At 74.8% G+C, this 13,299-nt stretch carries 10 protein-coding genes; 2 read left to right on the forward strand and 8 right to left on the reverse strand.

Going from position 1 to position 13,299, the window contains the following annotated elements; all coding sequences use genetic code 11:
- Positions 1–4: 4 nt before the first annotated feature.
- Together ASC99_RS33090 and ASC99_RS33095 are read right to left on the reverse strand one after the other, a co-directional pair.
- Positions 5–1,219 (reverse strand): hypothetical protein, encoded by a 1,215-nt coding sequence (locus ASC99_RS33090; RefSeq protein ID WP_057239023.1) that lies wholly within the window; start codon positions 1,217–1,219, stop codon positions 5–7.
- A 197-nt stretch (positions 1,220–1,416) separates the two neighbouring features.
- Positions 1,417–2,052: a class I SAM-dependent methyltransferase gene (locus ASC99_RS33095; protein WP_057239024.1), complete on the reverse strand. Its 636-nt coding sequence runs from the start codon at positions 2,050–2,052 to the stop codon at positions 1,417–1,419.
- 184 nt (positions 2,053–2,236) lie between these two features.
- Between ASC99_RS33095 and ASC99_RS33100 the strand changes: the two genes are divergently transcribed.
- The gene (locus ASC99_RS33100) at positions 2,237–3,313 is read left to right on the forward strand and encodes a Zn-dependent alcohol dehydrogenase (protein ID WP_057239026.1); all 1,077 of its coding nucleotides are present in this window, start codon (positions 2,237–2,239) and stop codon (positions 3,311–3,313) included.
- 31 nt (positions 3,314–3,344) lie between these two features.
- Here ASC99_RS33100 and ASC99_RS38075 read toward each other — a convergent pair whose 3' ends face one another.
- The 6 genes from ASC99_RS38075 to lanL all read right to left on the reverse strand — a co-directional run bounded on the left by ASC99_RS38075 (position 3,345) and on the right by lanL (position 12,062).
- Positions 3,345–3,500, reverse strand: coding sequence for a hypothetical protein (locus ASC99_RS38075; protein WP_157531905.1), 156 nt, complete (start codon positions 3,498–3,500; stop codon positions 3,345–3,347).
- 88 nt (positions 3,501–3,588) lie between these two features.
- Entirely contained in the window at positions 3,589–5,334 is a 1,746-nt protein-coding gene (locus ASC99_RS33105; protein WP_235502886.1) for an ABC transporter ATP-binding protein, read from the reverse strand.
- Entirely contained in the window at positions 5,331–6,950 is a 1,620-nt protein-coding gene (locus ASC99_RS33110; RefSeq protein WP_057239027.1) for an ABC transporter ATP-binding protein, read from the reverse strand. Before ASC99_RS33110 ends, ASC99_RS33105 begins: the two co-directional genes overlap by 4 nt.
- A 131-nt stretch (positions 6,951–7,081) precedes the next feature.
- On the reverse strand, positions 7,082–7,216 hold the full coding sequence (locus tag ASC99_RS39955) for a VenA family class IV lanthipeptide (protein WP_200948492.1): 135 nt from the start codon (positions 7,214–7,216) through the stop codon (positions 7,082–7,084).
- A 100-nt stretch (positions 7,217–7,316) separates the two neighbouring features.
- The gene (locus tag ASC99_RS33115) at positions 7,317–9,281 is read right to left on the reverse strand and encodes an alpha/beta fold hydrolase (RefSeq protein WP_057239029.1); all 1,965 of its coding nucleotides are present in this window, start codon (positions 9,279–9,281) and stop codon (positions 7,317–7,319) included.
- A 54-nt stretch (positions 9,282–9,335) separates the two neighbouring features.
- Entirely contained in the window at positions 9,336–12,062 is a 2,727-nt protein-coding gene (lanL, locus tag ASC99_RS33120; protein WP_235502898.1) for a class IV lanthionine synthetase LanL, read from the reverse strand.
- A 401-nt stretch (positions 12,063–12,463) separates the two neighbouring features.
- Here lanL and ASC99_RS33125 point away from each other — a divergent pair, with 401 nt between their 5' ends.
- Positions 12,464–13,294, forward strand: a complete 831-nt coding sequence (locus ASC99_RS33125) for a Nif3-like dinuclear metal center hexameric protein (protein WP_057239033.1) — start codon at positions 12,464–12,466, stop codon at positions 13,292–13,294.
- Positions 13,295–13,299: the final 5 nt, after the last annotated feature.

Here is a 13,299-nt window from a genome sequence, read left to right on the forward strand (position 1 = left end):
TGGTTCAGATCCTGTCCCAGGTACGGGCCGTCAGGCCGAAGGTGTTGGCCAGCGAGTTCCACTTCGCCACGAAGTCCTTCTTCGCCTGGGACGCCTGCGGGTTGAGCTCGTTGGCCCGCTTGAGGTCTGCGCCGGTGGGGGCGCTGCCGTTGGTGCAGCCCTGACTGCCGACAGTACGGGCCCAGGCGGCGTAGGCCCGGTCGACGTCGCCGGAGGTCTGCCAGGCGGTCTTCAGCAGTGCGACCGCCTCGACACCGGCGGGCAGGTCGCCGAAGTCCAGCTTGGCCAGGTCGGCCACCAGTTGGTCGCGCTGGGTCGCCCCGGTCTCGAAGATTTCGACGGCGCTGGTGATCTCGGCTTTGCCCGGGCAGCTGTTCACCTTCGCCACCGCGTTGCCGATCGGTGCCTTGGCGTCCTCGCCCCGGGCCAGCAGCGCGTCCAGCGCCTTGGCCTGGGCCTCCGCCTGCGGTCCGTTCGACGAACCGGCGGACGGGGAGGGCGAGTTGCCGCCCGAGGGCGGGGCGGCCGGGGTGCTCTGGGCCGGGGCCGGCTGCGGTGCGGCGGGGGGCGCGGTGGCCGCGGTCGTGGCCTGGTTCGACGGTTCGTCGCCGTTGCGGACCGCCCAGGCCACCCCGACGCCGACCACCACGACCAGCACCACGCCGATCGCGACCAGCAGCGGGACCCGGCGGCGCGGCTCGTGCTGGGGGACTTCCTCGTACTCGGGGTACGGCCGCTGCGGGGCGGGCTGCTGGTAGCCGGGGAAGGTGCCGGTCGGCTGCGGGCCGGGGAACGCGCCGGGCTGCTGATGCGGCAGAGGTGGCTGATGCGGCTGGGGCGGCTGTGCGCCGGGGAAGCCGCCGACCGGGGCGGGCGGCGGGAATCCGTACCCGGAGGGCGGAGCAGGGGGTCCGCCGAACGGCGGTCGCGGCGGGGTGACCGGGCCGGGCGGCGGGAGGTACGGGCGGGCGCCGAGCGGCGGGCCGTGGTCGCCGACGGCGCCGGGCTGGGGCGGCTGCGGGTACCCCTGCTGAGCCTGCGGCGGGTATGCCTGCGGGGCCTGCGGCGGGGCGAGCGGGAAGATCTCGGTGTGCTGGTCGTCGCGGGCCGGCTGCGGTGCGGTCGGCTGCGGTGCGGGCGCCGGGCGGACCCAGCCACCGGCGCCCCCGCGCGCGGTCGGGTCCCACACCGCGGGTGCGGTGTTGTCCTGCTCGGTCATGCCTGGCCTCGCCCCCGCTGTGGTGTGGTGCGTCCTGGGTTCACGTCGCCCGGTCGTTCGGCGACACCGTACCGGCAGTTTCCGGGCGCACCAACGGCGGCCACCCGGTCGACCCGGCACGTGGGATGACGTTAGAGCATCCCGGAAGGTGCCCGCAGGACCATGACGATCTTCGGGTGTCGGCCGGGCGGCAGGTCTCAGCGGCGGCGTAGCACCCGCAGCGAGCCGGTGACCGAGACCTCTTCGAAGCCCTCGGTGAGCGCGCGCAGGTAGACCCGGTACGGGGCCTGGCCGCCGTCGGCGGGGTCGGGGAAGACGTCGTGGATCACCAGCAGGCCCTGCTCGGCCAGGTGCGGGGCCCAGCCCTGGTAGTCGCCGGTGGCGTGCTCGTCGGTGTGGCCGCCGTCGATGAAGACCAGCGCCAGCTGCCCGCCCCAGACGGCGGCGATCTGCGGCGAGCGGCCGACCAGGGCGACCACGTGGTCCTCCAGGCCCGCCCGGAAGAGGGTGCGGCGGAAGGTCGGCAGGGTGTCCATCAGCCCGACCGCCGGGTCGACCAGCTCCGGGTCGTGGTACTCCCAGCCGGGCTGCTGCTCCTCGGAGCCGCGGTGGTGATCCACCGTCAGGGCGACCGTCCCGGTGGCCCGGGCCGCGTCGGCCAGCAGGATCGCCGAGCGTCCGCAGTAGCTGCCGATCTCCAGCAGCGGGAGGCCGGTGGCGGTGGCAGCCCGGTGCGCGGCGGCGTACAGGGCGAGACCCTCGTCCACCGGCATGAAGCCGGTCGCCGACTCGAAGGCCGTGAGCACCCCGGGGGCCGGGCGGGCGTCCGTCATCGTGCTGCTCCTGTTCGCGGGGCCGGTCTGTCCCTGGACCCTACTGGACGGTAGGAGGGGTTCCCGCAGGTCGGGGGATGGGGTATATCTGGACGAGTTTCTGGAACCCGTTCTAGATGAGGGCTCGCGGAGTGGTTCAGTAGGCTGCTCCGATCCACAGGCGAAACCCCCGGGAGCAAGCCACATGCGCGCAGCGATCCTGCACGAGATCGGCCAGGACACACTCGAGGTCCGCGACGACGTCGAGGCGGTCGGCTTCGGTCCCGGCAAGGTCCGGGTCCGGCTCCGGGCCGCCAGCCTGTGCCACTCGGACCTGTCCGCGATGAGCGGCGTGCTGCCGCAGCCCGCGCCGTTCGTGCCCGGACACGAGGGCGCCGGCGACGTGGTCGAGACCGGCGAGGGCGTCACCGGTGTCGCGGTCGGCGACCGGGTGGTGCTCTGCTGGATGCCGCCCTGCGGCAGCTGCCCGCACTGCCGCCGTGGCCAGGGCCAGCTCTGTGTGGCCAGCCTGCGACGGCTCGGCTCGGCCGGCTTCCGGCAGGGCGGCACCGACGTCTTCGGCTTCTACAGCACCGGCACCTTCGCCGAGGAGCTGGTGGTGCCCGCCGACAGCGTGATCGTGCTGCCCGCCGACATGCCGTACGAGCTGGCCGCGCTGATCGGCTGCGGGGTGACCACCGGCCTCGGCGCGGCGATCAACACCGCCCGGGTGGAGCCCGGCAGTTCGGTAGCCGTGATCGGCGCGGGCGGGGTCGGCATCGCGGCCGTCCAGGGTGCCCGGATCTGCGGCGCGGCCCGGATCACCGTGGTCGACCCGGTGGAGTCCCGCCGGACCCGAGCGCTCGGCTTCGGCGCCACCGACGCGGTCGCCCCGGAGGGACTGAAGGGCGCGGCCAAGAGCGTGGAGGGCGGCGGCTACGACTACGTCTTCGAGGCGGTCGGCCGCTCGGCCACCGTGCGGGCGGCGTACGACGCGGCCCGGCGGGGCGGTGCGGTGGTGGTGATCGGCGCCGGTGCGCAGGACGACCTGGTGCAGTTCAGCATGGGCGAGCTGTTCTTCAACGAGAAGCGCCTGCTGCCCTCGATGTACGGCGGCGGGGACGTCCGGCGGACCACCGCCCGGGCGATCGAGCTCTGGCGGGCCGGGCGGCTGGACCTGGCGGGCATGATCACCCACCGGGTCGGGCTGGCCGACGTGAACGAGGCGATCGCCCAGATGCGCAGCGGCGAGGCGCTGCGCACGGTCATCTCGCTGGGCTGACGGCTGACGGGACCGTCAGCCGACGGACTGCTCAGCGGCGGTGACGGCCGTGCGGGTTCGCGTCCGGCCGGTCGTCGGGGGCGGTGTCGCCCCGGTGGCGGCCGTGTAGGGCGCTCTCGGACCGGTCCGTGTCGGAGGCGGGCCCGGTGCCGTCGTGCCGGGTGGTGTCGGTGCGGGTCTCGGACATGTCGTTACTTCTCCGTGCGAGGGTGCGATTCTCAAGGGATACGCGAGTCACCATATCCAGCGATTCAGGTGACTACCCCTTGACACGATCACGGCCCGGGCACGATTGACAGTCCGTCCGGCTGTGGCAGTGTCGCGCCGAGCCAGTGGCCGACCAGCTCGCGGTAGAGCGGGGAGAGCACCTGGAGGTCGCCGTGACGGGCGGTCAGCCCGCGGCCCGCGTCGAGCAGGAGTACCCGGTCGGCCCGCAGGGCGGAGCCGATCCGGTGGGCGATCACCACCAGCGTGCCGGGCCGGACGGCGAAGGCGGCCTCGGCCACCGCCTCGGCCGGGGCGTCCAGGTGGCAGGTCGCCTCGTCCAGCACCACCACGGGCGCGGGGGAGAGGTAGGTCCGGACCAGGGCGAGCAGTTGGCGCTCCCCGGCCGAGAGTGTGGCCGGGTCGGGCAGCTCGGCCGCCGGCCCGCCGAGTCGATCCAGCAGCTCGGACGCGCCCAACAGCTCGGCAGCTTCGGTGAGCTGACGGTCGGTGGCGTCCGGGCGGAGCCAGCGCAGGTTCTCTCCGACGGTGCCGGTGAACAGGTACGCCTCCTGCGGGAGCAGTGCCACCAGCCCGGCCCTGGCCTGGTCCGGCAGGGTGTGTGGGGCGGCGCCGCCGACGGTCACGGTGCCCTGCTGGGGCGGGACCAACCCGGCCAGCAGGGCGGCCAGGGTGGACTTGCCCGCACCGCTCGGGCCGACCACGGCGAGGTGTTCGCCCGGCGCCAGGGCCAGGTCGAGGGCGCTGAACACGGGCTCGGCGGCCGCGCCGTGGGTGTGGTGCAGCCCGTGCACTCGGACCTCCTGTCCCGAGGTGGGCTCCTGCCCCGAGGCCGGCCGGTCGGGCGGGTCGGGCAGCGTGGCCAGCCGGTCGAGCACCACGGCGAGCTCCAGCAGCCAGCTGCCGACCATGCCCGCCAGGCTGCGGACGGCCGGTTCGAGCTGCTGCACCAAGTAGGCTGCCACGCCTAGCAGTTGGCCAGTGGTCAGCTGCCGGTGGTCGACCAGCCACGGCGCGGCCGCGACCACCAGCAGTAGCGGCAGCCGGCCGCCGATCGCCACCGTGAGGGTACGGAGCGCGGCGGCCCGGCCGAGCGCGCGGACCGCCGCGCCCTGGGCCAGTACGGCGGCACCCACCGAACGCTCCACCCGGGCCTGCGCCCCGCAGGCGGTGATGTCCCGGACCCCCGCGAAGGCCAGCCCAGCCTCGGCGGCCACCCGTTCGTCGGCCAGCACCACCGCGCGCTGACGGTCCACCAGCGGGCCGAGCAGCCGGGCGAACAGCAGACCGCCGAGCAGCAGCGGCGGCAGCACCAGCGGCAGGGTGACCGGGGCGAGCACGGCGAGGCCGAGTACGGCCGCCAGTACGGTGATGCCCACGCTGCGCAGCGTACGCAGCAGGGTGGCCGTCAACTGCCGGGCAGACTCCACCTGTTCGGTCAGCCTGGCCACCTCGGCGGGGCCGTCGCCGGTCGGTTCGGCCCGGCCCAGGGCGCTGCGCACCACCCGGCGGACCAGCGCGTCCCGCAGGGGCTCCACCACCGCCGCCACGTACGGGAAGGCGGCCCGGGCCGCGTACGCGCGGACTCCGACGGCGGCGGCGAAGGCGGCCAGCCAGGCGAAGCCGACGGCGGGGCGGCCGGCCAGGAACCCCTGGTCGGTGGCGGCGGCGATCAGCAGGCCGGAGAGCAGTGAGGGCAGTGCCTCAACCGCCGACCAGACCAGCACCCGGACCAAGGCGGGCCGGGTGGTGGTGAGTTGGTCCCGCAGCAGGGTCCAGCCGGGCGAGCGGGTCACGAGGCGCTCCTCGGGGCGGGGACGACGGCGGGGGCGGCTGCCAGGGCAGGCCCTAGGGCGGCGCGGTACTCCGGGTCCTTGACCAGGGTGGTGTGCGGGGCCAGCGCGCGCAGCCGGCCGCCGTCCAGCCAGGCGACCAGGTCGGCGCGGGCGGCGGCGCCCGGGCGGTGGGCGACCACCAGCCTGGTCCGGCCTGCGGTGGCGAGGGCCAGGGCCTCGGTCACCTGGTGTTCGGTGGCCAGGTCCAGGCTGGAGGTGGCGTCGTCCAGGATCATCACCCGGGGCCGCTGGGCGAGCAGTCTGGCCAGCCCAAGCCGCTGCAACTCGCCGCCGGACAGCCGGAGTTCGGTGGTCGGAGTGTCATCGCCGAGCGGCATTCTGGCCAGGAAGCCGTCGGCCCGGGCCGCCCGGGTCTCCGTGGCGGCCGCACCCTCCAGTGCCTCGCCCACGGTGGCGCCGACCAGCACCGGGCGCTCGAAGGCGTACCCGACGGCCAGTCGCCGCTGCCCGGGCGTGAGTTCGGTGAGCGGGACGCCGTCGACCAGCACCAGTCCGCTGTCGGGAGCGCGGAGCCCGCCCGCGACGGCGGCGAGCAGTGACTTGCCGGAGCCCGACCGGCCGACCAGTGCGACCGTCCGGCCGCCCGGGACGGTGAGGTCGAGCGGGCCGAGCAGGCCCTCGACACTCACCCCGATCAGGGTCAACTCGCCTGGCCCGGCCGGGAGATCACGCCCGCCCGGCGGTGGCGCTGGAAGTGCGAGCAGCTCGGCCACCCGATCCCGCCCGGCCCGGGCGTGCGCCACCCCGGCCAGTGCCTCGACCTGCTCGAAGAAGCCCAGACCGAGCGCGGCCCAGCCGGCTGCGGCGGCCAGTTCGCCGGGGCGCAGCGTGCCGTTCGAGAGTTGCAGGCCCGCGGTGCTCAGCACGCTCAGCTCGACCAGCGCGACCAGCAGGGTGGCCTGCCAGACCGTCCGGCGCTGGGTCTGCCAGAGGGCGTGCCCGGCCTCGGCGAGCCGGGGGAGCGGGGCCAGCACCCGTGCGGTCTCAGCCTCCCGGGCTCCGGCGGCGTGGATGCTGCGCAGACCGGCCAGGGCGCCGGTCAGCCGGGCCGCCAGCTCGGACTGCACCTGCTGGTAGCGGGTGAACGCCTGGGCCGCGTCGCGCAGGAACAGCCGGATCAGCACCACCCCGGGCAGCACCCCGGCGAAGAACGCGGCGGCCAGCCAGGGCGAGAGCAGCGCCAGGCCGAGCACGGCCCCCAGCGAGGTGAGCAGCGCGGTGGCGGCGGTGATTCGGGACGGCAGCGCGCCACCTGCGTCGGCGGCCGAGCCGACCAGTCGGGCGGTCAGGTCACCGGTGGCCGGTCCACCCGGGACGGGGCCCCGGTCCAGCACCCGGCGGAGCAGGCGCAGCCGCAGGCCGACCGTGGTGTCGGCGGCCACCGCAGGACCGGCCAGCGTGGCGAAAGCCCCCGCCAGCGCGCCGACCAGCAGCACCGCGGCGAGCGGCAGAGCGGACCCGCCGTCGATCGCGACGCCCACCGCGCCGGGCAGCGCGAGGGTCGCGGCCGCCTCGACCGGTACGGCCACCGAGAGCACGATCACCCAGCCGCGCATGGCACTGCCACCTCCTGAAGGACGACGTGCGGGGACGTGTGTGGGGATTTCTGTGGGGGGACGTACGGCCGGAGCCGTGCCCGCTCCCCCCGGGAGGGAGCGGGCACGGCCCCGTGCGAACTGCCGACCTACTAGCTGATGGTGAAGATCAGGCAGGTCAGGATCAGACAGGTGAACTGGCAGCCGCCGCCGTGTCCGCCCAGCTCGACGGCCTCGGTCTCCGGCAGGTCCTGCAGAGCGGCCAGGTCGGTCTCGAAGTTCTCCATGGTGGGTCCTCCCCTTGATGGTCCGTCACCCGCACAGTGCGGGTGACGTCGCCCCTGGCCCGGTCGGGCCAGGGAAGTCTGTGGGTGCCGCGGTGCGGCACTAGGTGGGCCGGCCGGTGCGCAGGAAGGCGGCCAGCAGCTCGTGCAGCACGGCCGCGCCCTCCTCGGCGAGCACCTCGTGCCCGGCCCCGGCGGCCTCGACGTAGCGGAAGTCCGACCCCTCCGCCCGCCCCAGCCGCAGCAACTCGTGTCGCAGCGCCCGGGACTGACTGACCGGAACCACCTCGTCCCGGTCGCCGTGCACGATCAGCAGCGGCGCGCCGATCCGGTGCGCCAGCTGGAGCACGTCCCGGGGGCCGCGCTGGTCGTCGATCGGATCGCCGCCGCCCAGCCGGGTGGTGAGCGCCCGGACCGGGGCGGCCGCCTCGGCCAGCAGCCGGGCACCGGACAGGAACGGGGCCACCACCGCACACCGGGTGACCTGCCCGGACGGCGCATGGGCGGCGGCCAGCAGAGCCAGGAAGGCGCCGTAGCTGACCCCGAACAGCGCGGGCGGTTCCAGCCCGAGCGCCGCCCGCTGGCCCGCCACGCCCTCCAGCAGGTGCAGCACGTCGGCCAGATCGGGACCGCCCCAGGCACCCCGGACGGCCATCGCGTGCTCCGTCCCGTAGCCGGTGGAGCCGCGCTGATTGGGCGCCAGCACCGCCAGGCCCTCGGCCGCCATCCGCTGCAGCGCCGGGTCGAACTCCAGCCGCCAGGCGTCGGCGGGGCCGCCGTGCAGCGCCAGCACCAGGTGTGGAGCGCTCAGCCAGGCGTCGCCGCCGTAGACCACCGCCTCGATCGGCCCGGCGGGACCGGCCAGTTCGAGACTCTGGGCCGAGTGCCAGGGGCCGCCGTCACCGGGGCCTGTGCTGCCGTCCAGCCGCCAGCCGGCCGGGCCGCCGGTGGCCCAACTGGGCTGCGCAGGACGGTCGCTGCCACTGCCCAGCGGGGCCAGCCGCAGCGGCAGTGGTACGGCCGCCGCGTGGGCCGGCTGCCCGCGTTCCACCAGGACGTCCACGTCGATGGTGGCCAGCGCGGCGGGGTGGTCGGGAGCGGAGTACGGCATCCGCAGGCCCGCCGCCGACCAGTGGCCGACCGCGCCGAGTCGCCCGGGCGGTACGGGAAGCGGGGTGAGCCGGCTGAGCTCCGGGTGCCAGAGGGTGAGGGCGGAGGCGGCGCCGTGGTCGACCTGCAGGACCACCCGCCGGCCGTCAGGCCCGGAGTGCCGGTCGAGCGCGATCGGCCGCAGGAAGACGCCGGGTACGTGCAGGCACTCGGGGAACCGCAGCGGCTCCCGCCCGCCGAGCAGACCCCAGCCGAGCCGGTCGGTGCCGGTGGCATCGCTGCGCACCATCGCGAACCGGGTGTCCGGGTCGTACAGCGCGAGCCGGTCGCTGCTCTGCTCGCCGATCTCCAACAGCGGCGTGACCTGGCCGAGTTCGAGATCGAGGACCACCGTACGGACCTTGCCCTTGTGCACCCGGTCGAGGGCCAGCAGCCGGCCGGTGTGGTCCAGCCAGACCCCGCCACCGTGCAGGCCGGGCAGCTCGGCGACCTCTATCGGCGCCGTGCCGTCGGCCGGGACCAGCCAGACCGTGGTCACCGGCTGGGTATCGGTGCCGAGCGCGACCGCGACCGGGGCACCGGCCGGCCGGTGGCCGCCGGGCATCGCCAGCAGTCGCAGGCCGGGGCGCCGGAGGGTGGCCAACTCCTGTTCGAAGGTGGGGTGTTCGGCGGTCGGCGCGGAGAGCACCAGCAGGGTGTGCCGGTCGCCGTCGTGCCGGCAGACCAGCACCTGGCCGTTCGGCAGGCTGATCAGCTGTGAGTGCAGGCTCTCCGAGCGGTTCCCCGGCAGCGGGAGCGCGGTCGGCACGGCCGGGCCCTCGGCGGGCAGGCGCCAACTCTCCGCGTACCAGCCGCCGTCCGCTCCGGCGGCCAGGCAGGCCGCGTGCGAGCCGTCGAGGGCGAAGGTGAAGCTCAGACGGCGCAGCGCCTGGGCGGTGGTGCGGGTGGCGGTGTTCATCCGGGCTCACCTCCTCGGGTCGTGGGCGGATCAGTCGAATCGGGGCGTGGTCGGTCAGTGCTCGGCGGCGAGCGGCAGCGGGTCGAGCCAGAGCCGGTGGCCGCCGTACTGCAGGCGGAGCAGGAAGGCGAGCGGGCCCGAAGTGCCCGTCCCGTACGCGGGGGTGGAGCTCAGCCCGGTCTCGTCGGGCAGCACCAGCCGCCCGTCCTGCCGCACCGCGCGGGCCGCGATCAGAGCGGCCAACTCCTCGGCCCCGGTACGGAAGCGCTGCTCGCCGGTGGCCTCGGCCAGATCGAGCAGGTACTCCCCGTTCCCGGCCAGGCCGTGACAGGCACTCACCCCGCTGTGCCAGCGGGCGTCCAGCACCGCCTGCCCGGCGGCCAGCGCCAGCCGGTACGCGGTCTCGTCCCCGGTGGCCCGCCAGTACCGGACCAGGAAGCTGCCCACCCCGGAGGACCCGCTGCACCAGTGCGCCAGCCGTACGTGTGGTGGATCGCCCGCGCTCTGCGGCCACCAGGCGGCGGCGCCGTCCTGACGGACCGTCGCGGCCAGCGTCCGGACCGCCTCCGCCGCGCCGTCGAGGGCCTGCTGATCCTCGGCCGCCTCGGCGGTGGCCAGCAGGAAGGCCCCCACCCCGGCCACCCCGTGGGCGTAGCCGAGTTGGCCCGCTCCGGCGAAGACCGAGTCGAAGCCCTTCGGCACCGGCCAGGTCAGCCCGTACGGCTCCCGCTCGGCCGACGCCAGCAGGGTGGCTGCGCAGTCGGCCGCCCGGTCCAGGTAAGTGTCGTCGCCGGTCGCGCGGCGCAGCCGCAGTTGCAGGAAGCCGGCTCCCGCCGCACCGTGGCAGACATCGGGATTGGGCCAGCGGATCGGCACCTCGCGGGCCAACCTGACGGCCCGTTCAGCCAGTGCGCCATCGCCCAGCGCCTCGGCGGCGTCGAGCAACGCCCAGGCGGTACCGGACCGCCCGAAGTGCAGCCCCGGCAACACGGTCGGCTCGGCCGCCACCCGCCGCTCGATCCAGCCGGCCGCCAACGCCGCCGTCTCACCCGCAGGCAGCCCGACCGCCGTGGCCCGAGCCAGGAACGCCAGCACCCCGGCGGCCCCGTGCTGCACATTGCACGGATCGGTCAACTGCCCCCCGGGCACCGTCGGCCACAACCGATCGGCCCGCTCCGGTGTCGCTGTGGCGATCAACTCCGCCAAGCCATCTGCCACCAGGGGCTCAGAGCCTGGCAAGCCAGGCACCACCAGGGGCTCGGGGAACTGCGACGCCGACCTCAGGAGCGTTGCACCAACAGAACTGGTCAGGAACGGCTCCGTAGAGGGTAGTTGCCTACGCGCCGGATCCGCCGAACGAAGCCCGAGGATCACCGCCCCCAACCGCCGAGCCGTCTCCCCCTCCCGCCCCGCAGCCGCCAGCCACCCCTCCAACGACCCTTCCCCCGGCAGCAGCAACGGATCGTGCCCCGTAGCCAACAGGAAGAACAGCCCACCCAACGCATACAGATCAGCACCGAACCCGGCCTGACACACCGCCACTTCCTGCTCCGGCGCCCGATACCCCGGCGTCCCGGCCGTCCCCACCGTCGCGCCCGCCGCCGCAGCCAGCTCCAGATCGACCAGCCGCAACGACCCGTCCGGCCGCACCATCACATTCCCCGGCGACAGATCCCGCAGCACCAACCCCCGCGCATGCACCTGCGCCACCAGCGAGACCAGCCCGAGCGCGACCCCCCGCGCCTCGTCCCACGGCACGTCCGGACTCCCGTCCCGCCGTAGTTGCCCCGCCACCCAGGCCCCGAGCGCCACCCCGGGCACCCGCTCCTGGACCAGGTAGACCGCGTCCCCCTGCTCGATCAGGTCGATCACCGCCGGCGCCAGCTCCGCCCCGGCCAGCAGGCCGAGCAGCTCGGCCTCGTGCCGCAGCGCCGCCCGGGCGTCCGTACCGGACCGGTCCACCTCGATGTGGGCCCGGGCCTGTTTCACCACCACGTCGCTACCGCCCTCGGTGTCCCGCCCGAGGAAGACCCCGCCCTTGGTGCCGTGCCGGATCGCCGCCGTCAGCGCGTACCTGCCCCCCAGCAGTACGCCACCAGCACGTCGTTCACCGGCAGGTGTTGTCGACCCCCTCCCCTCGACGGGGTCGACCAGCCAAGGCGGACATCGGTAGCTCGCGGCCCGGACGTCCTCGACCCGGGTGCCGTCCGGCGCGTGCAGCATCGAGCGGTAGGCCCCGTCGTTGCCCAGCTCGGCGCGGCGGGTGAAGACCCCGTACCGGTAGTGCACCCGGCTGCCGGGGGCGTACGGACGGTCGGAGAGCACCGACGGGCCGGGGAATTCTGCGGTGGCCAGGTGTAATTCGGCGGCCAGCCGACGGAACTGCTCGTCGTCCGCCGGATAGACCGTGATGAATTTCCCGGCCGAGCCGCGCTCGCTGTTCCGGGAATTGACCTGGTGGAGCTTTTCCAGGTCGCCGGCGAACTTGAACACACAGGCGTCCCCGGCGATCACCCCGGCCACTGCGGCGAGCACCGCCGAGGCCGCTTCGCCCGCCGCGCTGATGTGCAGCTTCCACCCCTGCTCGGGAGTGGTGACCCCGGTCGGCCGGGCCGTGCACCAGAGCGCCTCGGCGGTGAACTCCCAGTCGCCGCCGCCTCCCCGGCGCCCGGTGCCGGCCATGGCCGCCCGGGCCACCTCCGTCAGCGAGCCGTCGACAGCCGGCCCGACGTCGACCGACGTCGTCCCCCCGGCCGTGCGCAGTGGTGTGCCCGCCCCCATCTGCTCCACACCCCTTCTCTCTCGCGGCATCGGTTTTCACGGACGTCCGGAAATTCACCCCGACCGCACCGCCGGTGCAATTCGACGGTGCGCCCACAAGTCCCCGGTCGGGGTAACTCCCGTTCGCAACACCGAAGTTACTTTCGGTGGCCGACCGACTCAACGTGGAACGGGTCACTTCACTCGTAAGGGTGATCTCGAATCGTTTTCGAATGCGTGCGACCGGGGCGATGTGACCAGTACCCGCCCGCCGAGGGCGGCTCGTTCCGCTCCCGTTCACCTCGCACTGCCCCCGCACGCCGGTTGACGGGCAGCAGTACGGTCGGCCCGGCCCCGCTCCCACGGCTTCCCCCGCAGCGCCCGGGGCCGGGGGAGCCGCCCGCGCGCGGTAGTCTCGACAGGTGCCGAAACTGTCCGACGTCATCAACGCGCTCGAAGAGCTGTACCCACCGAGGTGGGCCGAGTCCTGGGATGCCGTGGGCCTGGTGTGCGGCGATCCCGAGGCCGAGGTCGGCCGGGTGCTGTTCGCCGTCGACCCGGTGCAGACCGTGGTGGACGAGGCCGTCGAGTGGGGTGCGGACCTGGTGGTCACCCACCACCCCCTCTATCTGCGCGGGGTCACCAGCGTCGCGGCCACCGGTTTCAAGGGCCGGGTGGTGCACGAGCTGATCCGGGCCGGGATCGGGCTGCACGTCGCGCACACCAACGCCGACCACGCCGACCCGGGCGTCTCCGACGCCCTCGCCGAGGCCGTCGGCCTGCGGGTGCTCGGGCCGCTGATCGCCGACCCGACCGACCCGGCGGGCCGCCGGGGCACCGGCCGGATCGGCCTGCTCGAACCGCCGCTCACCCTCACCGCCTTCGCCGCCCGGGTGGCCGCCGGGCTTCCCGCCACGGCCACCGGGGTCCGGGTCGCCGGGGATGGCGACCGGGTGATCACCCGGGTCGCGGTCTGCGGTGGCTCGGGCGACAGCTTCCTCGCCGAGGTCCGGGCCGCCGGGGTGGACGCCTACGTCACCGCCGACCTGCGGCACCACCCGGCCTCGGAGGCCACCGAAGCCGGGCCGGTCGCGCTGCTGGACGCCGCGCACTGGGCCACCGAGTGGCCCTGGCTGCGGCTGGCCGAGCGCGGCCTGACCGAGGCGGCCGCCGCGCACGGCTGGCAGCTGGAGACCAAGGTCTCGCACCGGGTCACCGACCCGTGGACCGCGCACGCCCCGATGAACCCCTAGCTTCG

It is taken from the genome of Kitasatospora sp. Root107 (genome assembly GCF_001424875.1).
GTDB lineage: Bacteria > Actinomycetota > Actinomycetes > Streptomycetales > Streptomycetaceae > Kitasatospora.

Bases quoted from the DNA above. Each gene is read 5' to 3' on its own strand.
- ASC99_RS33090 (WP_057239023.1), bottom strand. From the start codon at position 1,219: ATGACCGAGCAGGACAACACCGCACCCGCGGTGTGGGACCCGACCGCG.
- ASC99_RS33095 (WP_057239024.1), bottom strand. From the start codon at position 2,052: ATGACGGACGCCCGCCCGGCCCCCGGGGTGCTCACGGCCTTCGAGTCG.
- ASC99_RS33100 (WP_057239026.1), top strand. From the start codon at position 2,237: ATGCGCGCAGCGATCCTGCACGAGATCGGCCAGGACACACTCGAGGTC.
- ASC99_RS38075 (WP_157531905.1), bottom strand. From the start codon at position 3,500: ATGTCCGAGACCCGCACCGACACCACCCGGCACGACGGCACCGGGCCC.
- ASC99_RS33110 (WP_057239027.1), bottom strand. From the start codon at position 6,950: ATGCGCGGCTGGGTGATCGTGCTCTCGGTGGCCGTACCGGTCGAGGCG.
- ASC99_RS39955 (WP_200948492.1), bottom strand. From the start codon at position 7,216: ATGGAGAACTTCGAGACCGACCTGGCCGCTCTGCAGGACCTGCCGGAG.
- ASC99_RS33115 (WP_057239029.1), bottom strand. From the start codon at position 9,281: ATGAACACCGCCACCCGCACCACCGCCCAGGCGCTGCGCCGTCTGAGC.
- lanL (WP_235502898.1), bottom strand. From the start codon at position 12,062: ATGGGGGCGGGCACACCACTGCGCACGGCCGGGGGGACGACGTCGGTC.